Source organism: Massilia pseudoviolaceinigra (genome assembly GCF_030846505.1).
In the GTDB taxonomy this organism is placed as follows: domain Bacteria; phylum Pseudomonadota; class Gammaproteobacteria; order Burkholderiales; family Burkholderiaceae_D; genus Telluria_A; species Telluria_A violaceinigra.
In genome coordinates, this window is record NZ_JAVCWL010000030.1 from 58,910 (window position 1) to 79,544 (window position 20,635).

Consider the following 20,635-nt stretch of genomic DNA (forward strand, 5'->3'; position numbering starts at 1 on the left):
ACCGGGCCGCTACGCCCATTCATCGCTGTCGTCGATCGAGCCGTGCCCGTCCCCCTGCTGCTGAGGATCGCGCTCTTCCTCCATACTTTCATTGCCATCCTCGCCGCCATCGAGGTCATCGTAATCGTCAGCAAGTTCGTCCTCATCGTGCCGGAGCGCGGCAGCGTCTTCGAGCGCGTCCGCGCTGGCTGAACGCTGCTTTTTGGAAGGTACTTCGTCATCGTCAATCACGAACACCTGCCGCTCATTGGCGCCCGGGTCAGTGGCGGCCTTGCGTTTTCCGTTCAAGCTCGCGCGATGCTCGGCACGATGCTTCATCTCAAACAAGGTTCTCTGTGAGGGCCCGGTCTTTTTGTCGAGCACCCGCTTGAACTTCTGGTCATCCTTGGCTTTTTTGGGAGCGGATTGTTTTCGCGTGCTCGTCAAGGCGTTGTGGTGAGCATGTTCCTTTTTGGCCCTGGTCGCCGCGCTCTTGACCCGGGGCGCCCTGGTGAGAGCGGCATCGGAGTGCACGTCCATGGCGACGTTCATGCGGGTGCTGTCCCACTGATCCATCGGAATATCAGCGAGGACATGGTCGAGCAAGCGCGACAGGCGCGTCGGCCCGTGCGGACCTTCCAACTCTTCCAACCAGGCCGCGCCGAGCGCGGAGTTAGCCGACGAGCCGCCGAAGTGCCGTGCGATCAAGCTGTGATACAGCGTTTCCGCGAACTCAAGCGCCTCCCTGGCCTGCTCGACCACCAGCTGCGCCGCAGCCACCCGGTTCGTCTTTTCCGGTTGATAGGCTTTTTCCTGCTGGGTGCTGGAACTGAAAAAGTTCTTGAACGCACCGGGCTGTTTCGTCAGGACACGCGCGCTAACGGTCGACTCTTTCGCTGCGCTGAGTTTGCTCGTCGCACTATCGAACACCTGTCTTGCGCGGATCAGGCTGCTCCTGGCCGCATCCAGCCGCCGCTTGCTCTGCTCCTCATGCAGGATGTCCATCGAACCGCCCATGACCTGGTCGGGGTTATGCAATACCGCCATTTGCTCGTCCGCCTTCAGGTCCACTTCGCGCACGCCGCGCGCGTACTTCTTCCGGAACCAGTGCTCGTCGCCGTCGCCATGCTGGCGGCCGATTCCGCCGCTGAGTCCAGCCACGCTAATCGTTTCCATTTTACGAATGCCGCCCAGCGAGACGAATTGCATGTAAGGCGCGTGGTGCTTTTTGGCTGCCAGCGCCAGCTCCGCCACCTCCAGCGCGAACTTTTCCGCGGTGTGATTGCCGCTGCGCCGGAGGCGTGCAGCCAGTTGCGTCATGCGCTTGAAGATGGCGTCGAGCACCAGTAGCCCGAGTGCGTGATGATCCTGGTCTTCGTTCTTGCCGCTCCCGGCAGGCAATCCCTGGCGCCCTGCGAGCAAACTGTCGATCTTGCCGGCGAGTCTGACGCCACCGGCCGTGGCATAGCCCTTCACCACCGCATCGGCCGTCTTGCTGCGGTTGATCAGCGTATTGACCAGCCATTCCTCCACGCTCATCCGGTTCAGCCCTTCCAGCTGCAGCGTCAACTGCCGCCGCACTTCGTCATGCAATGGGGAACTGACAGTGATGGGATCGAGCCGGAACGCGCCGTCATCCATGTCAGAGGTCGCGCTCGCGCCGTGCGAGGTCTTGCCAGTTGACGCGGTGTCGCGCGGCACCAGGGCCTCGTCCACGTCGCCGCTCAGCGAATGCGCTGCCTTGTAGCCGGACAGATATCGGTCATAGGCCTTGTCGAAGCTCGCCTGCACCCCGGGATCGAGCGGCGCGGCCAGTGCAGGCCCGCCATGGCGCGCGACGGCGGCCAGGTTGATTCGCTCGTAGATGTAGGCTGACGCGTGCACGCTCATGTCGGCGCCGCGCGCTCCCTGGGGCGCGTTGCCGGCTTGTGGCATGACGTTATCGAGTCCGGCGACCTGCTCCGTATCGTCCTCGATGTCATCGCTGCGCCACCACTCGGCGGCCGCATCGCCGCCGCGATCGAGGTAGCTGACGAAGTGCCCGCCGACGAAGCCCCGGTCCCGGTAAATGGCCGATCGCAGCCGGTAGTCGATCATCGTGCCATCGTTCGACGGGAGCGCGAACGTGGGCGGCGCCGGCCGCGCATTGCCGGCGCCGCGGTTGATATGGATCACGTTCGGGAACATCCCCCCCGGGTCGCCATGCTGGCTCTGCAGCACCTGCACGCTCGATCCCGCCGTTTGCTGCAGCGACAGGTCCGGAAACCAGACGCTCACGCCGGCGCTGACCGGCATATTGTTCAGCTGGGCGGCCCGAGGATTACCTGCCGTCAGCACATTCACGGCGCGGGTGATGATGCTGTTGACGTCCTCCGCCTCGGTGGCGTCGGCGATCACGCCGCTGCGCGCCAGCGCGACCATCAGGTTGCGCATCCAGGCCTTGGGGACGCCCAGGTCGGCGTCGACGCTGTTGACCGCCCCACGCAAAAAATGCTGGAGAGGGGCGGCCGCCGGGTTGCCGGAAAGATCGTTGGCCCCCGGATCGAGCAGGTTGCGCAGCGACGTCGTGACGGTGAACACGTTGACCAGGGCGGCGGCGAAGCAGCTGTTGAGTACGTGCTGGATCGGGCCCGGCTTGGCCATCTGCACGACAGCCGCGCGCTGCAGCGTCGCCGACGCCGCTGCGGCGCGCTGCCCACCGGCGCCGGGCGCCACGGCAGCGCCGGCAGGCGCCTGCAATGCGCGCTGCCCCATCACGTCGGCCTCGGCCTCAAGTGCCGGATCGGTGTTGACGCCGATCCCGCCAATGTCGGCCTGCACCGGCACCCGGCCTTGCGCCTGCTGAACGACGTGCCACGCCTCGTGCGCCAGGTGTGCATCCTGGCCAGGGGCGAGATGAATCTGCGCGCCCTGCGCAAGCGCATGCGCCTGGAACTGCGCCGGCCGCGACGAGTTGCGGTGCACCGTCACATGCTCCAGCGACATCCCCGACAGCGATTCCATGCCGGCACGCAGGCCCCCCGGCAATCCGGACCGGGTGGACTGGGCCTGCACGCGGGCACTGGCGTGCATCGCATCGACCGCGCCGGCGCGTTCGCGCATGCGGGGCGATTCTTGCAGTGCGCTCATCGCGGCGCGCTGCGCGGCCTGGCGCGGGCTGTGGACGGCAAGCTGCTCCAGCCCGTGCGCCGACGACGATGCCGGGCCCGGCGCTGGGCCCGGACCGGCCGCATCGACGCCGCCGGGGCGTTCACGCTGGTACGCGCTCTGGCGCGGCGGGAGTTCCGGTTCGGCTTCGCTGGCCTTCCTCATCGCGGCGTCCTCGTTTGCTAAAGATGGGCTTGTTGCATCAGTGTACCGCAGACCAGCCGGCCGACGCTTCCACCCAAGCCATTAAATATATTGCAATATATATGAAAACATATGTTGTTTGATGGCATCAAAGTTGGCCAGCCGTGGTGCTATGTCGAGGCCTTGCTTTGGTAAATGGTTCTTCTGATCCATAATCAGGGAAGCCGGTTCCGCGCGTCTGCCGTTCATGTCCGCCACCGCGTCCATGGGGACTTGCCTCCCTCAATTTTCGGGTTGTTATGCCGCTTTTCTCCCGCCTCTTCCTGTGCCTTGTCCTCACTACCTGCCTGCCGGCTGCGGCGCAGTTTGCATCCTCCGGGGACGAACGCATCCACGCCGAACTGGCGGCGATCCGTACGCTCTCGCGCACCTCGACAGCCGATGCCCTGCGCCGGCTCGACGCCCTGCGCGCGCGCGTCGGCAAGGACACGCCTTACCCGCTGCGCCGCGAGGTATTGCGTATCGACGTGTGGCTGCACGAGGACGCCGGCCAGCTCGCGCGCTCGTACGAGGCCGAACGGCAGGCGCTGCAACTGGCGATCGAGAACAACGATCCGGCCTTCGCCGCCCGGGCCCGGCTCGGCGCGGTACGCCAGCTGCTCGACCAGAACCGTTCCAGCGAAGCCCTGGCGGCCCTGGCCGAGATCCGCGCTGCCGTGCCTAAGGATGCGCCGGTCGCCGTGCGCTACGCGCTCGAACACGTCCAGGGCGACGCCTACAACGGCAAGGGGCAGTTCGACAAGGCACTGGCAGCCTATCTGAAGTCGCTCAAGCTGCTGCAGGATGAGCCGGACGAGAGCGAAGGCCGCGCCACCGCCATGGCGCGCATCGCCCGGGTCTACAACAACATCGACAATCCGGCCAAGGCCATCGACACAACCCAACAGGCGCTGCTGGAGAAGGACGTGCCGATGCGCACCGTGGGGCGGCTGCAGTTCACGCAGGGCATCGCCATGCTCAAGCTGAACCGGGGCAAGGAAGGCATCGCCGCGTTCAACAACGCGCTCGAGACCGCCAAACGCGGCAAACTGACCGGCCTGGAAGCCGAGGTGCGCGGCAACATCGCCGATTATTTCCTGCGCCAGCACGATTATGCGCGCGCCGAACAGGAGGCACTGCTGGCCATGAAAGCGTCCGAGCGGGTGACCGACGTCAACATGATCCTCATGGCCAGGGCCAACCTCGGCTTCGCCCTGATGGGGCAGAAGCGTTTTGCCGAAGGCTTGCCCTACATCGATGGCGTGATTGCCGACCTGGACAAGGCCGGCGCCACGGCCGATCTCTACGCCATGCTCGACGAAAAGGGCCGCATGTAGGAACAGGCCGGCCTGTACAAGGAAGCGCTGGCCACCGTGCGCAAGCAGCAGGCGGCGCAGCAAGCCGATGTCCGCGCCGCGCGCGACCGCGCCGTGGCCGCCTTGCAGGAAGAATACGAGGCCGGCCAGCGCACGCGCCAGATCGACCTGCTGCGCCGCGAAAACCTGGTCAAGGACGCCGACCTGCGCAGTCGCCGCATGCTGCAGCTGCTCACCACCTTGGCCGCCCTGCTGACGGTGGCGGCGGGCATCTTCGTGTATGTGCTGTACCGGCGCTCGGCGGGCAGCAATGTGCGCCTGAACCAGCTCAATACCCAGCTCACCTACCATTCGCAGCACGACGCCCTGACCGGCCTGTACAACCGGCGCTCGTTCCTGGAAAAAATGGCGGCGCGCCCCGCGCACGACGAGCGCGAGCGGCGCGGCGATGCCCTGCAAGGGGTCGACTGCATCGTCCTGATGGACATCGACCATTTCAAGCACATCAACGACCGCTGGGGCCATGGCGTGGGCGACACGGTCCTGATGGAGGTCGCGCACCGGCTGACCGCGGCGGTGCGCGATAGCGACATGGTGATCCGCTGGGGCGGCGAGGAATTCCTCATTTACGCGCCCGGCGCCGACCCGGCCCACATCGCCGAGATCGTCTCGCGCGTGCTCCATGGCACCGGCGCCACGCCGGTCGACGCCGGCACCTGCAGCGTGCCGGTGACGCTCACCGCCGGCGTGGTGACGCTGCCGTTCGCCGGCGTCCCCGACAGCGGCTTCGAGTGGGAACGCGGCATCCGCCTGGCCGACTGGGCGCTCTATCACGGCAAAGCCAATGGGCGTAACCAGGCGCGCATCGTGACGCGCCTGTCGGCACCGGTCGACACGGTGCTGGCGGCCCTTGACGGCGCCGCCGCTGCCGAAGGGCTGGTCGACATGGAGTGCGTACACGGTCCCGCGCAGCCGGCGACGTGAGTCGGGCGGCCCACGATGGGCGGCCCTCGCCGGTTTCACATCAAAAAAGTTGTAAAAACTAATAAATAGAAAAATATTCAACTAGCCAATTTGCAACGACATCGTGCCGGTTTATAATGATTTCCAGCAAACAACAATTTGTTGTCAGAACGATTGAATCCACGTGGAGAAACACTTGAAAGCCAGATTACTGCACACTGCCGCATTGTTCATGTTGACCCTGCCCGCGAGTGCGGCCAGCGCCGCCCCGGCAGAGGAGCCGGCGGAACTGTACACCCGCCTCGAGCGCTATCACGTCAAGTATTCGCTCAACGACGATTACACCAGTGCCGAAACACACGACTGGGCGATGAAAGTACTCAAGGAAAAAGCCCTGTCCAATGCCAAGGAAGCTTCCATCTCGTACAGCACCAGCATTGAAAAAGCCGAAGTGCTGAGCGCCTACACCATCAAGGCCGACGGCCGCCGCATCGAGGCGCCCAAATCGAATTACCAGGTGGTCACCAACACCGGCAACGACAAGGATGCGCCGGTGTATTCCGACCGGACCACGCTCACGGTGGTGTTCCCGGAAGTGGCGGTCGGCGACACCGTCGGTTTTTCGTACAAGCTGACGCAGACCGAACCGATGTTCCCGAAACATTACTCGATCGTCCAATACTTCAACCGCGGCACCGCCTATGACGACGTCAAGATCACGCTCGACTATCCGGCAGCGCTCGCGGCCCAGCTCGACGTGCGCGAACTGACCCCGGTCGCCAGCACCGAAAAGAACGGCCGCAAGGAACTGTCGTGGAGCTTCACCACCAAGGTACCGCTCAAGAACAAGCGCCGCGATTATTCCGTGTATGACGTCGACACCCTGCCGGGACTGGCGTTTTCGACCTTCAAATCGTATGCGGACATTGCCCAGGCCTACGGCGCGCGCGCCACGCCCAAAGCGGCCGTGACCGGGGAAGTCCAGGCCCTGGCGGACCAGATCGCCAAAGACCAGAAGACGCCGCGCGACACCGCCCGCGCCCTGTACGACTGGGTGGCCACCAACATCACCTACGCGGGCAACTGCATCGGTACCGGCGCGGTAGTCCCGCACGACATTTCCTTCATCCTGAAAAACAAGATGGGCGATTGCAAGGACCACGCAACGCTGCTGCAAGCGCTGCTGGCGGCCAAGAAGATCGAGAGCACGCAGGCGCTGATCAACGCGGGCAGCAGTTTCAAGCTGGCCAAGGTGCCGGTGGTATCGCGCGTCAATCACGTGATCAACTACTTGCCGGCGTTCGATCTGTTCCTCGACTCGACATCGAGCACCACGCCATTCGGCATGCTGCCCTACAGTTCGCAGGACAAACCGGCGTTGCTGGTCGACGGTTTCAAGGAAGGACTCAAGACTCCGGCCGCGCAGCCTGGATCGAATGCCCAGACCATGAAAACGCGCATCAAGATCAACGATGACGGTTCGGTGACCGGCAGCGTGGACGTGGCGACCAAGGGTGAGTATGCCCTCGGCCTGCGCAACGGCCTGCGCGGTGCCGGCAAGGAGACCATGGATGACATGGTCAAGAACGTGCTCAAGAGCATGGGCCATACCGGCACGGGCAAGTTTGAAAGCGACGACCCGACCGCCTTGATCAATACCCTGAACTACAAGGCCAGTTTCGAGTTCAAGAATTTCACCCAGTTTCCCGGCGCGGGCGCCTTTGTCATTCATCCGCTGTTTACCAGCAGCTCGCCCGTTGCGAGCTTCATGCTGGGTGGTTCGGACGACGATGAAACGCTGACCGAATTTTCCTGCTCCAACGGGGCGAGCCTGGAAGAATATGTGTTCACCTTCCCGAAGAAGATGAAAGTGCTGGCCGTGCCCGATAACATGACGGTCAAGTCGGCCAACGTCAGCTACAAGGCGAGCTATCGCTTGAAGGGAAACCAGCTGACGGTCACGCGCGAGATCGACGACCGCACCCGCGGCAACGTCTGCGCCCCGGCCATTGCGACCGAGTACAAGGAGTTTTCCAAAAAGGTGCTGACCAACCTGAAAGCGCAAGTCGTCTATAAATAAGCGACTTTTGCATTCAAAAAACGCTCACCGCCAGCAATGGCGGTGAGCGTTTTTTTTGGCCTGTGCCTTGCCCACATCAGAATGGCGGATGCGCCAGGAAGAACGCCTGTTCGTGCCGGTACATCTCCAGGTTTGCCGACAAGCCGGCATGCATGCGCCGGGAATGATCGAGCAGGACGGCGGCGGTGTGGAGCCCGTCCACGGCGCCGGCTTGAAATGCCGTGATGTCGCGTTGACGTTCCGCGATCAGCGCCTCGGTTGTTTTGATACGGTTGGCAACGAGCGCCAACATGATGGGATACGTGTCGGGACTGCACGAACGGACGCGCAGGACCAGGGTGCCGGCATCGTGCTCGCGCGCCTCTGCAACGAGTTTCTCCGTGCGCGCCAGCGCAGGCTCGCCGAGTTCATCGATTGAACTGCCCAAGAGCATGTCTAACTCGCCGAACCACGGCTTTGAGCGGTAATGAAAGTAAACCGCCAGCGCGGAAGCATAGTCGTCCACGGATGGCTCGCCGTGTTTTTCCAGATAGGCCGAGACTCTCTCTGCAACAATGCGTAGCGCAATATTGTATTCCTGTGGCGGGGAATCGGTATAGCCCTCATCCACGAAATAGCGCGGTGTCCCCGGAAGAAATTGGGCGTGCGCCAACACGCTGTCGGTAATATCGTCGAACAGTGGCGAGGCATCGATGTCCGCCGGGGTCGTCTTGCGCGGCGGTTTGCGCGGTGCCGTGATATTCAGTCCGGCCAGCGCATAGGCGGCGGCCACCAGATAAGAGCAGAACATGCGCGCGCCAGGGTCGAGATCCCAGTTCGGAAACAGCGATGCCAGCGCAGCGATCTTGTCGTACTCGCGCGTGCTATATCGATACGCTTGCTTGGCAGCGATCGTGCGGATCGCGTCACGGTTGGGAACGTCCGGCTTCAAGCGCAGAACCTTTCCGCATGCGCGCCGATGCAAGCCGAAGCGGGCCAGGGAAATCTCGGCGACCCCGGTGAAAGTCGCTTCGATGAAGTTGGGCGGATAGGTACAGAGCGCCGCGTGACTGAAGACGCCGCCGCTCGCTGTCTGGATGAGATTGCTGATCCGGCTATCCGGATCGGTACACAGCAAGATGTCGCCTTCCTGCAGCATATGCGTCAGGAACAGCGAGCCCTCGGTCGGGGCGCCCAGAGGCGTGGTTGTGCTTTTCGTCATTTTCTCACCTGTGCATCGTCGCGATGACCAGCCAGGGAGAAGCGTAATACTCCACGCCCGCGAAGTCCACCTTCAGCATGTAAAGGGACCGGCAACGCCGATCTGTCTTCAGATGATGTCCCTCACCAGGGGCGAATCAAGCTATTACATTTGAGAATTCCCATGAGAAAACGTTACCTTAAAACCATGGCGCCGCCACGATCGCCGCCGTCTAACCCACCTGCCGGCGGCAACACATTCGCGCTGCTGATCGGGTCTCCACGGCCAGCGCAGCGCGCACGTGCAGGTAGATCCGGGCCGGCGCATCAAGGCAACACGGGCTTACACGCAAGCGAACGTTGCGTGGCTGGCGCGCCAGTGGCCCCTCCCGCCGCCCGAGGTACGCCTGTGCAACGCCGGCCTTGCGTCGCGTGGTTTTTTTGCCGAACCTATCAGAAACGCACCGAAAGTCACAACCGATCTTGTATAGTCGTCGAACTGTCTCGGAAAACACACATATGAGCGCTGCCTTGTCGCCAGAGCCGCCAAAAGGCGCTCGCGCCCGGCTGCCCTGGCGATGGAAGGGGATGCTTGGGCCGTACCAGACGCGTAACCAACGCAACGCTCAACGTCACGAAAGGCAACGGTGGTGACATTCACACAGCTTCAACGATTGCTTGGGGCGCTGTTGTTGCTTCTAGGCGCCAGCGTGATCGCCGGCTGGGTCCTGCGCTCGCAGCAGCTGGTGCAGATTGTGCCCGGTGCGGTCGGGATGGTGCTCAATACCGCGCTGTGTTTCGTGTTTGCCGGCGCCGCCCTGACCGTCTCCGAACGGCGGCCGCGGCTGGCGCGCATGGCGCGCACATGGGCTTGTCTCGCCATGCTTGCCGTGGCCGGCGTGGTGGCGCTGCAAAACCTGCTCGGCATCGATTTGCATGTCGACGAGCTGTTCATCGATGTGTGGCTGGCCGACCCCAACCCCCATCCTGGACGCATGTCGCCGCTGGCCTGCGGCGGCTTCTGGCTGGCCGCCGCCTGCATCCTGCTGCAGGACAGCCAGGGCGCCGACGGCAACGCCGGCTGGCTGATCCAGCTGCTGTGCCTGGCGCTGGTATCGCTTGGCATCCTCGGCGTGACCGGCCACTCGCTCAAGCTCGAACTGCTCTATGAGTGGTACCAGCTGGTCCGGATGGCGCCGCACACGGCCTTCGGCTTTCTGTTGCTGAGCAGCACATTATGGCTACGCTGGTATCAGACCGTCAAAGCACGCAGCGCCAGCCACGAACGCGGCGACAGGCGCATCACAGCGATTGCGACGATCATCCTGCTATCGATGGCGCTGACGGCCGGGATGGTCAGCTCGGTCATGTCGGCCCACCGCACCGAAGCGGCCTTGCACCTGAATATGCGCGCGGCGCATTCAAATCGCGCCCAGCTGTTGAACTTTGTGCTGGATAACACGATCTTGCAGGCGCGTTCGCTCTCGAGCGACCCTGCCCTGCTCAAGGAGTATGCCCGCCTGCCCCAGGCTGCCGATACCGTCGCGATTGCGACCGAGCTGGAACGGCATCTGCTCAGCGACGGCTACTCCTCGGTGGCCGCGGCCAGCCAGAATGGGACCATGCTGCTGCGCGCCGGGGCGCCCGCCAGCAGCGCGCCGATCGCCCTGCGCCTGAACGATGCGCAGGAACTGCTCTGGTCGACTGTACCCATATTAAAGATCGCGGTGCCGGTGCGAAACGGCGACGTCGCCATCGGCACCATCCTGGCCGAGCGCAAGCTGCCCATCGTGCAGACCCTGCTGGCCGATGCCGCGCTACTGGGAAAAAGCGGCGATATCGCGATTTGCGCGGCAATCGGCAACGATCGCATGGATTGCCTGCCGAGCCGCCTGAACGCGCGCGGTTTTACTGGAGCGCCACGCATGCGCGACGGGGCCAGGCTGCCGATGAGCAATGCCCTCGATGGCAAGACTGGACTGGCCGTGGCGAAGGATTACCGCGGGCGGATGGTCGTCGCCGCTTACGGGCCGATCGGCTCGAGCGGCCTGGGCCTGGTGGTCAAGGAAGACGCGGTCGACCTGTATGAGCCGATCCGCACGCAAATAACGACCATGGCGGCGGTATTGGCTGTGCTGTTTTTTTGCGGGATGCTGCTCTTGCACTGGCAAGTCTCGCCACTCATTGCCGCGCTGCTGGCAGCCAGGCAAAAGGCGCGCGCCGGCGAAGGCAAGATCCAGGCGGTGCTCGACAATATGGCCGAAGGTCTGCTGACCATCGACGAGAACGGCAAAATCAGATCGATCAATCCGGCCGCGGCCGCCATGTTCGGCTATGCGGCGCCAGAGCTCCTCGATACGTCCCTGACGCTGCTGATCCCGGCCTGCCCGCCGCAGGCCGGCGAGCCAGCGCAGCCCGGCACGGCGCACGAGGGGCAAGTGAACGGACAACGCAAGGATGGCAGCCTGTTCCCCCTGCATATCGCGGTGCGCGAGGCGCTCCATGACGGAGGCCGGATGTCGGTGGCGATCCTGCGCGATATCAGCAGCGAACGCAAGGCGTCCGAAGTCAGCTCGCGCTTTAGCGCCTTCCTCGACGCAACCCCGAATCTGGTGGCGTTCGTCTCCGGAGAGCAGCAAATCCTGTATCTCAACGGCGCCGGCCGCGGCTTGCTGGGCATTGCGGCGCACGAAGACTGCATCGGCCTCTCCATGAATGAGTTTGCCTGCCCCGGGACCGATATCGGTTTCCTAGGAGGCATTTTCAAGGAAGCATCGCTTGCGGCCTGGCGCGGCGAATTCGCCTTGTGCACCCGCGCCGGCGGCATGGTCCCCTTCCTGTTTTCGGTGGTCCGTATCGAACATGAGGAGGGCGAGCCCAGTTCGTATGCGATGGTGGGGGTCGATGTCAGCGAGCGCAAGCGTGCCGAGGACGACCTGCGCAAGACGCTGGAGCGCTTCAACCTCGTTGCGCGCGCCACCAACGACACGGTGTGGGACTGGGAATTCGCGACCGACCAGATCTGGTGGAACGCGGGCATTGCGCATACCTTCGGTTACGACATGGCCAATACCGCGGCCCCGTCTCAGTGGTGGGTCGATCAGATCCACCCCGACGACCGCGACTGGGTCCTGCGCGAGGTCGACCATGAAATCCACGCCGGCGGCCAGTACTGGACCGGCGAATACCGCTTCCAGTGCGCGGACGGCACCTTTGCATACGTGCATGATCGCGGCTACATCATCCACGACGACAAGGGTGCGGCGGTGCGCATGATCGGTGCCATGATGAACATTACCGAGCGCAAACATGTCGAAGAACGCATGCGCCAGCTGGAAGAACGCTTCTCCAAGATTTTCAGCATGAGTCCGGTTGCGATCACTGTCAGCAGCATGGCCGATGGCTATTTCCTGGAGGTCAACGATGCATTTTGCACGCTGATCGGGCACGAGCGCAGCCTGCTGCTGACGCGGCCCGCCTCCCCGCTCGATTACTGGCTCGCGCCCGAAGCGCATCTGTCGATGATGGCGCGGCTGCGCGAAGAAGGTTCGATCAGCGACTTTGAAGCGGCCATGCGCACGGCCGACGGCGCCGTGATCAGCGTTCTGCTGTCGGCCGACGTGGTGGAGCTGTCGGGCGTGCCCCATCTGCTGTGCTTGTACAACGACATCACCCATCGCAAACAGACCGAAGATCAACTCCGCTTGAGCGAGGAAAAATTCCGCTCGATCGTGGAGACCACCAAGGATTGGATATGGTCGCTCGACAGCGAGGGTTGCATCCGCTATTCCAACCCGGCGGTCCAGGCCATGCTCGGCCACCATCCCGATGAACTGACGGGCAAGACGATGCTGCGCTACGTGCACCCGGACGAACAGGCCATCGTGGCCGACAAGTTAAGCCAGCTGCAGCGACGCGGCGAGGGCTGGAGCGGCTGGCTGATACGCTGGCGCCACCGCGACGGCAGCGATCGCTATCTGGAATCGTCGGCGGTGCCGGTATTCGACCGCATTGGCACCCTGATCGGCTATCGCGGCACCGACCATGACGTCACCACGATTAAAAAGTTCGAAATTCAGTTGCAGGAAGCTAAGCACAAAGCGGAATCGGCGAACGAAGCCAAGAGCGAGTTTCTGGCCAATATGAGCCATGAAATCCGCACGCCGATGAATTGCATCATCGGCTTCACCCGGCTGGTGCTGAAAACCGGACTGTCACCTCAGCAGCATGAGTACATGGAACTGATCGACTCGTCCGCCGACTCCTTGCTGCGTCTGCTCAACGATATCCTCGATTTTTCCAAGATGGAGGCCAAGAAACTTATCCTGGAAAAAACGGCGTTCGATCTGCGCGAAGAAATCGCCAATCTGTTCCGGACCCTGGCGGCCGGGGCGGCCGAAAAGCGCCTGGAACTGGCCTTCGACGTCGCGCCCGAGGTTCCGCGCATCATCGTCGCCGACAAGGGCCGGCTGGCACAGATACTGATCAACCTGGCCAGCAATGCCATCAAGTTCACCGCGCGCGGCGAAGTCGTGCTGACAGTGAGCCAGCAGGCGCGCCAGGCCGACAGCGCCGAGCTGCGCTTCAGCGTGCGCGACACGGGTATCGGCATTTCACGCCAGCAACAAGATCATATTTTCGAATCCTTCGTCCAGGCCGATGCCTCCACCACCCGCGAATACGGAGGCACCGGCCTGGGGCTGGCAATCGTTTCCCAGCTGGTCGCGTTGATGGACGGGCAGCTATGGGTCGACAGCGAACCGGGCGTGGGCACCCAGTTCCATTTCGCTGTTCCGGTCCAGGTTGCCCAGCGCACGGCGGCGCCGGACGAGGGCCCGCGCGACGCCGGACTGCAACACAAGGCCGTGCTGGTGATCGACGACAACGCCACCTCCGGCCAGATTGTCGTCAACCTGCTGAGCAGCTGGAAAATGCGCCCGCTGCTGGTGCAAGACAGCGCCGAACTGGCACGGCGGCTGCAGGGCGACGCCGCGCCCGCAGGCCCGTTTTGCGCGGCCATCTGCAGCGCTTCGTTCCTGAGCGAGGGCGCCACTGCGCTCGGCGTCGCCCTCGGCGCTGCCGGGCTGCCGCCAACATCGATCGTCGTCATGCTGCCGCTGCAAGACGACGGCGCCGCACTGCAAGCCGGCCTGGCGGCGGGGTTGACGGCGTTTATCAAGAAGCCCATCAGGCATTCCGAGCTGTTCAACGTGCTGATGGGGATTGTCGAGAGCCGTGCCGATAGCCCGCTCCGGGTCAGCGTCGAAGCGAGCGCACCGCCGCCCGCGCTGCCCCTGCAAAAACGCCTGCGCGTGCTGGTCGCCGACGACCATCCGGTCAACCAGATGCTGATCGCCGAGCTCCTGCGCTGCCGTGGGCACGCCTTCACCATGGTCGCCAATGGCGTCGAGGTGCTGCGGATGCTGGAGCAGGAGCCGTTCGACGTGATCCTGATGGATGGCCAGATGCCTGAAATGGACGGCTATCAGACCACCGCCGAAATCCGCCGGCGCGAGGCTGTTTCCGGCGAGCATATCCATATCGTCGCGGTGACCGCCCATGCGATGTCGGGCGACCGCCAGACCTGCCTCGAGGCGGGCATGGATGACTATCTCTCCAAACCGATCGAGCCGCTCGATCTGTATGCCTGCCTCGAACGTCCATGGGGGGACCCGCACACGCCGCCCGCGCCAGTGCAGCCCGAGCCCGAGCCGGCCGCCGGCACGCCGGCACGCTCGTTCATCTTCAACCCCGACCTGGCGCTCGAACGGGCACGCGGGAAGCGCAATTTACTGATTCTCATGGCCAAATCGTTCATCGATACCGCGCCCGAGCTGGTGCGCCAGTTGCACAGCGCCCGCGCGCGGCCAGATCCCCTGCTGCTCGAACGCGCGGCGCACCGCGTCAAAGGGGCGGCGGCCACGCTGGCCGGCGACGCCACCACGCAGGCCGCGGGCGCGCTCGAAGCCATGGCGCGCCGCGGCAATGACGCCAGCCACGACGACCTGGACAGTGCGGCACGCAACCTCGCCCTGCGCATCGATGAACTGGCCGCCACGCTCGCCACGACCCTGGAATTAAACCAATGAAAGTACTTGTCGCCGATGACGATCCGATTTCCGTCTTATACCTGCAGGACGTGCTCTCCGAATGGGGCTACGAGGTCGTTGTCGCCACCGATGGCCTGAGCGCCGAAGCGATCCTGCGCGAAGAAGACGGTCCCTTGCTGGCGGTGCTGGACTGGATGATGCCGGGCCTGGACGGCATCGATGTCTGCCACAACATCCGCCAGGCCGGCATGGAGCGGTATGTCTACATGATCATGCTGACCTCGCGCACGGAGACCGAGTTCATCGTCGCGGCCATGAACGCCGGGGCCGACGACTACATCGCCAAGCCCTTCATCGCCGAAGAGATGCGGGTGCGCGTGCGCGCCGGGCGCCGCATCGTCAACCTGGAACAGGAACTGCGCAGGCAGGCCACGCGCGATGCCCTGACCGGCATCTTCAATCGCGGCGCGATCCTCGACGTGCTGCAAAAGGAGATCGCTCGGCACGCCAGGGCGCCGAATTTTCTGTCCTTGATCTTCGCCGATCTCGATCACTTCAAGGGCATCAACGATACCTACGGCCATCTGGCTGGCGACGAGGTGTTGCGCGAAGCGACGCGCCGCATGGAGTCGACCTTGAGAAATTACGATTCCTTCGGGCGCTATGGCGGCGAGGAGCTGCTCGCCGTGCTCCCCAACTGCGATCCCGAAGGCGCCCTCGTCGTTGCCGAACGGATGCGCAGCGCCATGGCCGATACCACCGTGCATACCCCATACGGCGATGTTACCGTCACGGTCAGCATCGGCATCGCATCGGTGAACAACGCCGATAGGGCCGATATGACCGCACTGCTCCACCGCGCCGACGGCGCCCTGTATGCGGCCAAGCTCCTGGGGCGCAATTGCGTTACCGCGGCGCCATGACCGGCTGCGGCGATGGCGCCGGCGCCGGTGACATACTGCTGTTGTATCCGGGGGCGGACTGCCCGGGTCAGGAAGCTTCCAGGAACCCCATTTCCCCGCTGGCATAGCGCCGTTTGGCGTCGACCAACTGCGCCGCATCGCTCATGACGAAAGGACCGGATACCGCAATCGGCTCGGCCAGCGGCAAACCGGCCAATACGACCAGCGACGCCCCGTCCGTGGCAGCCTGGATTTCCAACGCCGTCCCGGCCGCATATCCGGCGACACCGCCCTCCTCCAGCAGCGAACCGCCGATCCGCAGGGCGCCGGCAGTGACCAGAACGTGCACCATCGAGCTTGGCGGAAGAGGAAGATTGACGACGGCATTCCCTTTCAGCTCGACGGTCCAGAGTGTGGATGCGGTCCGTGTGGTGAGCGCAGCCTTGACGTCATCGAAATCGCCAACGTAACAATGCACCGTTGCCCCCGGAAATGCGACGACCGGTACGTCGGCGCGATCGACATGATGGATCGCCGGTTCGGCCAGCTTGTGTTGCGATGGGAGATTGACGAAAATCTGTAACCCCAGGCAATCGACTCCATCGACCTGCGGCACTTCTTCATGCACGATCCCACGCGCCGCTTCGGTCCAATGCAAGTCGCCCGGGTTGATGCGATTGCGGCTGCCAAGACTATCCCGGTTGATCAATCCACCGGGGGACTGGGGAAGCACGAAAGTCACGGCGGAAAAGCCGGCGTGCGGGTGCGGAGGAAAAAATGGCAAACGCATGCGGAACCAGTCGACCTGCAGAAAAGGGTCGAGCGCCCAGCCGAGCGAGGAGGGGTCTAGCTTTGCCAGAGATAATCCCTCGCCGGCCGCTTGCGACTCAAGCCTGCGCATCCCCAGCAGCGTGCGTGGATCGGCAGGGGCGCCCCGTACCATCGCGTTCAACCGATCACACCGGCGAGCACTTCGGCGAGCACTTCCTCAAGGAGCAGTTTCTGCAGCTGCGTACCCTCTTTCGAGCTCCAGTCATGCGCCAGTTCGGCAAACACGGTGATCGTCGCGGTCAGTATGACCCCGGCCAACTCCATGCGGCGGCGGGCCATTTCCTCCGATAAGCCAAACGGCGAGCCCGACGCATCGAGCACGGCTTGCACGCCGAATCCTTCGCTGCGCGCGCTGATGGCCGGGAAGACCAGGCACACGTCCGTGGTGACGCCGGCCATGATCAGATTGGACCGTCCGGTTGCACGCACGGCGCCGGCGAATGCGGCGTCGTCCCAGGCGTTGACCACTCCCGCGCGTTTGATGCGGGCCGCGTGGGCGTGCGGCAGAATGTCTTCGAGCTCTTTCATCAAGGGCCCCTGGAACTGATCTTCCTGTGAACTGGTCAGAACGACTGGCATGTCGAGGATGACCGCCATGCGCGCCAGCGCCAGCGTGTTGCGCCGCACCGTTTCCAAGGCATGGTTTTTGATCAATCCCATCGTTCCGACTTGATGGTCAATCAATACGAGTGCGGAGTTTGCAGGGGAAAAGTAGTTCATGATGGGAGCTCGCAATGAAGTGAAAGGAGTTTCAGAATAGCTGCGTTCGCCGTAGAATCACGATCACGAACATATTGTCCGGCGGAGAGAACAATGAGCATGTCGACAATGGCGCCGCAGCTGGACAACATTCGCATCTTCGTCGCGGTTGCCGAGACCGCCAGCGTGACCAAGGCGGCGCTGGCGCTGGGGCTGGCGAAATCGACGGTCAGCGACCGGATCAGGGATTTGGAAGCGCAACTGAACGTTCGGCTGATCAGTTCGACGACGCGCCGCATCACGCTCACCGAATCGGGGCGCATCTATTACGAACGCTGCGGCGGTGTGCTTGCCGCGCTGAACGCGGCAAACGCCGAAGTGAGTGCGATGCAAACGCGCGTCACCGGAACCATCCGCGTGAGCGCGCCAGTCGAGCTTGCAGTTCACCTGCTCGGACCGGCCATCGGGCAATTCCTCGGCAAGAATCCAGCCGCCAAAATTCACTTGCATCTTGGCAGCGAGAACCTGGACATGGTCAAGGAAAGGATGGACCTGTCGCTGAGAATCGGGACAGTGCACGATCAAGACCTTGTCGCGCGCCGGATATGCTCGGTATCGCGACGTGCTTTTGCCAGCCCGGCCTATATTCGACGCTACGGCATGCCGCTCAAGCCGCAGGACCTGGTGCGCCACCAGTGCATTCTTTTTCCTCATGTCGACGACCAGGCCGACTGGCTGTTCTTATGGGGCGATCGGCGCCAGACTGTCACCGTGGCCGGTCCCATCAGCGTCAATAGTCTCGGATTCGTCAGGGAGGCGGTGGTGGCCGGTGTGGGAGTCGGTATCTTGCCCGAGTTGCTGAGCATGGACCTGCTCCGGCAGGGGGTGATCGTGCCGGTCTGCGGCAACTGGCAAGCTCCCTCTCTCGACGTGAGCATTCTGACGCCGACGCGCCACGTACTGGCGAAAACAAGGGCATTGATCGAGTTCCTGGTCCACCAGGTGCCGAAGGCCCTGACCGAGGCCGGCGCGTCTCCAGGCCCACCGCTGGGGGCGGCTATCGAATCGTGATGCACCGCACGATGCCACCGGTCCGGCCTTGCGAGAGAGGCCCGCAAGCCTGCCTCGACGCCTTCTGTGGCAATCCGTCCGCGCGTCTAGTTCGCGCCGCCAGCGCTCAACGCTGCCGCGAGCACGGCCTCGATATCAATCCGCTTCAAGCCCTCGTTGACAATCGCGCGCACCCGCTCGCCCTCGGCGTTGGGACGAAAGCAAATATAGAGCTTCTTGTCTTCCAGCAGGCGCGGATGGAAACGCAGCGTCGGCGCCAGCGGGCGCAGGTCGGCGTCGTTGAGGATCAGATGTTCATACACCCGCCGGTCGATCAGCACCAGCGGCACGCGCTTGGCGGCGAGCTTGCGCAGGTTCTGCTTGTCGTTCACCGCGGCATCGACCATTTGCTTTCCCTGGCGCACCCGTATGTCGAACTCATCGGTATTGACATAGCCTTCGACCACGCCGATACGGTACTTCGACAGGTCGGCCATGGTGTCCCATTGAACCGGTGCGGCGGCGTGGTAGGCAAAGCCGAGCGGACCGCTGCCGATCGGGTCGGAAATGAGAAACTCGCGTGCCACCCCGGGCGAGAGGTATTCGGGGTAGTACCCGGCAAAGGGAGAATTGTGTTTGATCAGGGCCGTGGCCCGGGTCCATGGAAAGTATTGAACTTCCAGGCGGTAGCCCATGCTGGCCAGCGCGGCGGCGATCACCGCCGTCATGGCGCCTTGCCGGGGCAGCGACGCTCCGGTGTAAGGAGGCCATTCGAGCGAGGACAGCCGTATGATGCGGGTGCTGTCGGCGGGCGCAGGGATCGCCGAGGCAGCCAGTGCCGCGCTGGAACCGAACAGCATGGCCAAGCCATAAACCCACGCCGAAAGAAAATGTAAGCCCGGCCGCATAGTTGGGACCACTGATCAGGACAAGCTTCTGTCGATACGAAATGATACACCCAAACAGGGATATTTCCCTCGGGGAAATGCTATTATCCAGCCATTCGTGCGCACCTTGAGCAGAGAAATACGCTGGCTGTCGAGCCATCATAAGAATGAGACAAACTTGGTTTCCTGCTCATCTTTCCTATCCAAGCCCGCCGGGTTCGGGCATGTCGCTTGGTGTCCAAGGAACAACGACTTACCTCATCGCCTCTTTTTTCGCCCCTTAAGCCCGCTCAATCGCCATACAATTCGCACACCATTGGCCCGGTTGATGGGGCGATCAGCTAAACTCGGTAGCATACGCGCCCCTACACTGGAATAATAAATGATAAGAAATTTCGCAGCCGTCATGGCCATTGCGGCCCTTGGATTCATGACCGGTTGCGCCACGCCGCCACCGGGCGAGCCGCCGCTGATGACGATTGATAGTTCGCGCTTACCGCCGGCCAACATCAGCCTGACGATTCCCGGCCTGAGCCAGTGCACCGACAGTGGCGACCATACACTGAAACTGAACGCCCAGCAGCCGGTCACCGTGCTGGTGCATGGCTGTTTCAGCTCCGCCGGGCGCTACCGCGGCATGGCCCAGGTGCTGGCCTTTCACGGCCAGCAGACCGTGTGCTTCAGCTACAACGACCGCGACAGCCTGGTGGCCAGTGCCGGCCAGCTCGATACGGCGCTCAATCAGTTGAGCCAGAAATTGGATAACAAGCACATTACCGTCATGGGTCACAGCCAGGGAGCCCTGATCGCCCGCAAGGCGATGTCCGTGACCAAGAGCGCTGCCATCGAAGGCGGGGATGTAAAAATGCGCCTGGTGACCGTGTCCGGACCGTTCGGCGGCATTGCGGCGGCGCGCCATTGCGGCAACCCGCTGTGGCGGACGCTGTCGCTTGGACTGGTCGCGCCGATCTGCCAGATTGTCACAGGCGATAAATGGTCGGAAATTACCTATACCTCGCCGTTCATCGTCGAACCCGGCGCACTCGATCCGCGCGTGAAGGATTTTCTCAAGATCGTCACCGATGAAGGTGGCAGCTGCCGGCGCATGAGCAACGGCGCCTGCGTGGAATCGGATGCGATTTTTTCCCTGGCGGAGCAGCGCAACCCGGCCGTCGACAGCGACCCGCTGGTCAACATCGTGGAGGTGAAGGCGGGCCATGTGGAGATTGTGGGTAACAATCGCACCGGGCCGGTCAAGCTGATCACCGTATTGCAGGAACACGGGGTGATCAAGCCGACCGAGCCGGATCGCAAGGAGAAGTTCGGCCAGTTGCTGACGCGCTTGTTTGGAGAGGCGGCGCGCTGATCG

The 20,635-nt window shown here is 63.2% G+C and carries 13 protein-coding genes; 7 read left to right on the forward strand and 6 right to left on the reverse strand.

Annotated elements, in window-relative coordinates:
• Positions 1-9 precede the first annotated feature (9 nt).
• Positions 10-3,291 (reverse strand): eCIS core domain-containing protein, encoded by a 3,282-nt coding sequence (locus RBA40_RS25170; RefSeq protein WP_306650903.1) that lies wholly within the window; start codon positions 3,289-3,291, stop codon positions 10-12.
• An 81-nt stretch (positions 3,292-3,372) separates the two neighbouring features.
• Positions 3,373-3,537, reverse strand: coding sequence for a hypothetical protein (locus RBA40_RS25175; protein ID WP_306650905.1), 165 nt, complete (start codon positions 3,535-3,537; stop codon positions 3,373-3,375).
• 32 nt (positions 3,538-3,569) lie between these two features.
• On the opposite strand from RBA40_RS25175, the gene RBA40_RS25180 reads away from it, so the two are divergent.
• The 3 genes from RBA40_RS25180 (at position 3,570) to RBA40_RS25190 (ending at position 7,668) form a co-directional block, all read left to right on the forward strand.
• Positions 3,570-4,646, forward strand: coding sequence for a tetratricopeptide repeat protein (locus RBA40_RS25180; protein WP_306650907.1), 1,077 nt, complete (start codon positions 3,570-3,572; stop codon positions 4,644-4,646).
• Positions 4,647-4,682: 36 nt separating this feature from the next.
• Positions 4,683-5,609 carry a GGDEF domain-containing protein gene (locus tag RBA40_RS25185; protein WP_306650909.1) on the forward strand — a complete coding sequence of 309 codons (927 nt, stop codon included), beginning with the start codon at positions 4,683-4,685 and terminating at the stop codon, positions 5,607-5,609.
• Positions 5,610-5,784: 175 nt separating this feature from the next.
• Entirely contained in the window at positions 5,785-7,668 is a 1,884-nt protein-coding gene (locus tag RBA40_RS25190; protein ID WP_306650911.1) for a DUF3857 domain-containing transglutaminase family protein, read from the forward strand.
• 76 nt (positions 7,669-7,744) lie between these two features.
• On the opposite strand, the gene RBA40_RS25195 is transcribed toward RBA40_RS25190, so the two are convergent.
• The gene (locus RBA40_RS25195) at positions 7,745-8,869 is read right to left on the reverse strand and encodes a YiiX/YebB-like N1pC/P60 family cysteine hydrolase (RefSeq protein ID WP_306650913.1); all 1,125 of its coding nucleotides are present in this window, start codon (positions 8,867-8,869) and stop codon (positions 7,745-7,747) included.
• 667 nt (positions 8,870-9,536) lie between these two features.
• On the opposite strand from RBA40_RS25195, the gene RBA40_RS25200 reads away from it, so the two are divergent.
• Both RBA40_RS25200 and RBA40_RS25205 read left to right on the forward strand, forming a co-directional pair.
• Positions 9,537-14,936 carry a PAS domain S-box protein gene (locus tag RBA40_RS25200; RefSeq protein WP_306650914.1) on the forward strand — a complete coding sequence of 1,800 codons (5,400 nt, stop codon included), beginning with the start codon at positions 9,537-9,539 and terminating at the stop codon, positions 14,934-14,936.
• Positions 14,933-15,820 (forward strand): GGDEF domain-containing protein, encoded by an 888-nt coding sequence (locus tag RBA40_RS25205; RefSeq protein WP_306650915.1) that lies wholly within the window; start codon positions 14,933-14,935, stop codon positions 15,818-15,820. The genes RBA40_RS25200 and RBA40_RS25205 overlap by 4 nt, the downstream gene beginning before the upstream one ends.
• 67 nt (positions 15,821-15,887) lie before the next feature.
• On the opposite strand, the gene RBA40_RS25210 is transcribed toward RBA40_RS25205, so the two are convergent.
• Positions 15,888-16,742 carry a pirin family protein gene (locus RBA40_RS25210; RefSeq protein ID WP_306650936.1) on the reverse strand — a complete coding sequence of 285 codons (855 nt, stop codon included), beginning with the start codon at positions 16,740-16,742 and terminating at the stop codon, positions 15,888-15,890.
• 5 nt (positions 16,743-16,747) lie between these two features.
• Positions 16,748-17,350 carry an isochorismatase family protein gene (locus tag RBA40_RS25215; protein ID WP_306650916.1) on the reverse strand — a complete coding sequence of 201 codons (603 nt, stop codon included), beginning with the start codon at positions 17,348-17,350 and terminating at the stop codon, positions 16,748-16,750.
• 93 nt (positions 17,351-17,443) lie between these two features.
• Here RBA40_RS25215 and RBA40_RS25220 point away from each other — a divergent pair, with 93 nt between their 5' ends.
• Positions 17,444-18,400 (forward strand): LysR family transcriptional regulator, encoded by a 957-nt coding sequence (locus RBA40_RS25220; protein WP_306650918.1) that lies wholly within the window; start codon positions 17,444-17,446, stop codon positions 18,398-18,400.
• Positions 18,401-18,486: 86 nt separating this feature from the next.
• Here the strand turns inward: RBA40_RS25220 and RBA40_RS25225 are convergent, their stop codons facing one another.
• On the reverse strand, positions 18,487-19,239 hold the full coding sequence (locus RBA40_RS25225) for a substrate-binding periplasmic protein (protein ID WP_306650920.1): 753 nt from the start codon (positions 19,237-19,239) through the stop codon (positions 18,487-18,489).
• Positions 19,240-19,648: 409 nt separating this feature from the next.
• On the opposite strand from RBA40_RS25225, the gene RBA40_RS25230 reads away from it, so the two are divergent.
• Positions 19,649-20,632: an esterase/lipase family protein gene (locus RBA40_RS25230; protein ID WP_306650922.1), complete on the forward strand. Its 984-nt coding sequence runs from the start codon at positions 19,649-19,651 to the stop codon at positions 20,630-20,632.
• Positions 20,633-20,635 lie beyond the last annotated feature (3 nt).

Excerpts from the sequence above, each read along its gene's own strand:
- RBA40_RS25225 (WP_306650920.1), bottom strand. The coding sequence starts at position 19,239 with ATGCTGTTCGGTTCCAGCGCGGCACTGGCTGCCTCGGCGATCCCTGCG.
- RBA40_RS25195 (WP_306650913.1), bottom strand. The coding sequence starts at position 8,869 with ATGACGAAAAGCACAACCACGCCTCTGGGCGCCCCGACCGAGGGCTCG.
- RBA40_RS25205 (WP_306650915.1), top strand. The coding sequence starts at position 14,933 with ATGAAAGTACTTGTCGCCGATGACGATCCGATTTCCGTCTTATACCTG.
- RBA40_RS25220 (WP_306650918.1), top strand. The coding sequence starts at position 17,444 with ATGAGCATGTCGACAATGGCGCCGCAGCTGGACAACATTCGCATCTTC.
- RBA40_RS25175 (WP_306650905.1), bottom strand. The coding sequence starts at position 3,537 with ATGGACGCGGTGGCGGACATGAACGGCAGACGCGCGGAACCGGCTTCC.
- RBA40_RS25230 (WP_306650922.1), top strand. The coding sequence starts at position 19,649 with ATGATAAGAAATTTCGCAGCCGTCATGGCCATTGCGGCCCTTGGATTC.
- RBA40_RS25215 (WP_306650916.1), bottom strand. The coding sequence starts at position 17,350 with ATGAACTACTTTTCCCCTGCAAACTCCGCACTCGTATTGATTGACCAT.
- RBA40_RS25170 (WP_306650903.1), bottom strand. The coding sequence starts at position 3,291 with ATGAGGAAGGCCAGCGAAGCCGAACCGGAACTCCCGCCGCGCCAGAGC.
- RBA40_RS25180 (WP_306650907.1), top strand. The coding sequence starts at position 3,570 with ATGCCGCTTTTCTCCCGCCTCTTCCTGTGCCTTGTCCTCACTACCTGC.
- RBA40_RS25210 (WP_306650936.1), bottom strand. The coding sequence starts at position 16,742 with ATGGTACGGGGCGCCCCTGCCGATCCACGCACGCTGCTGGGGATGCGC.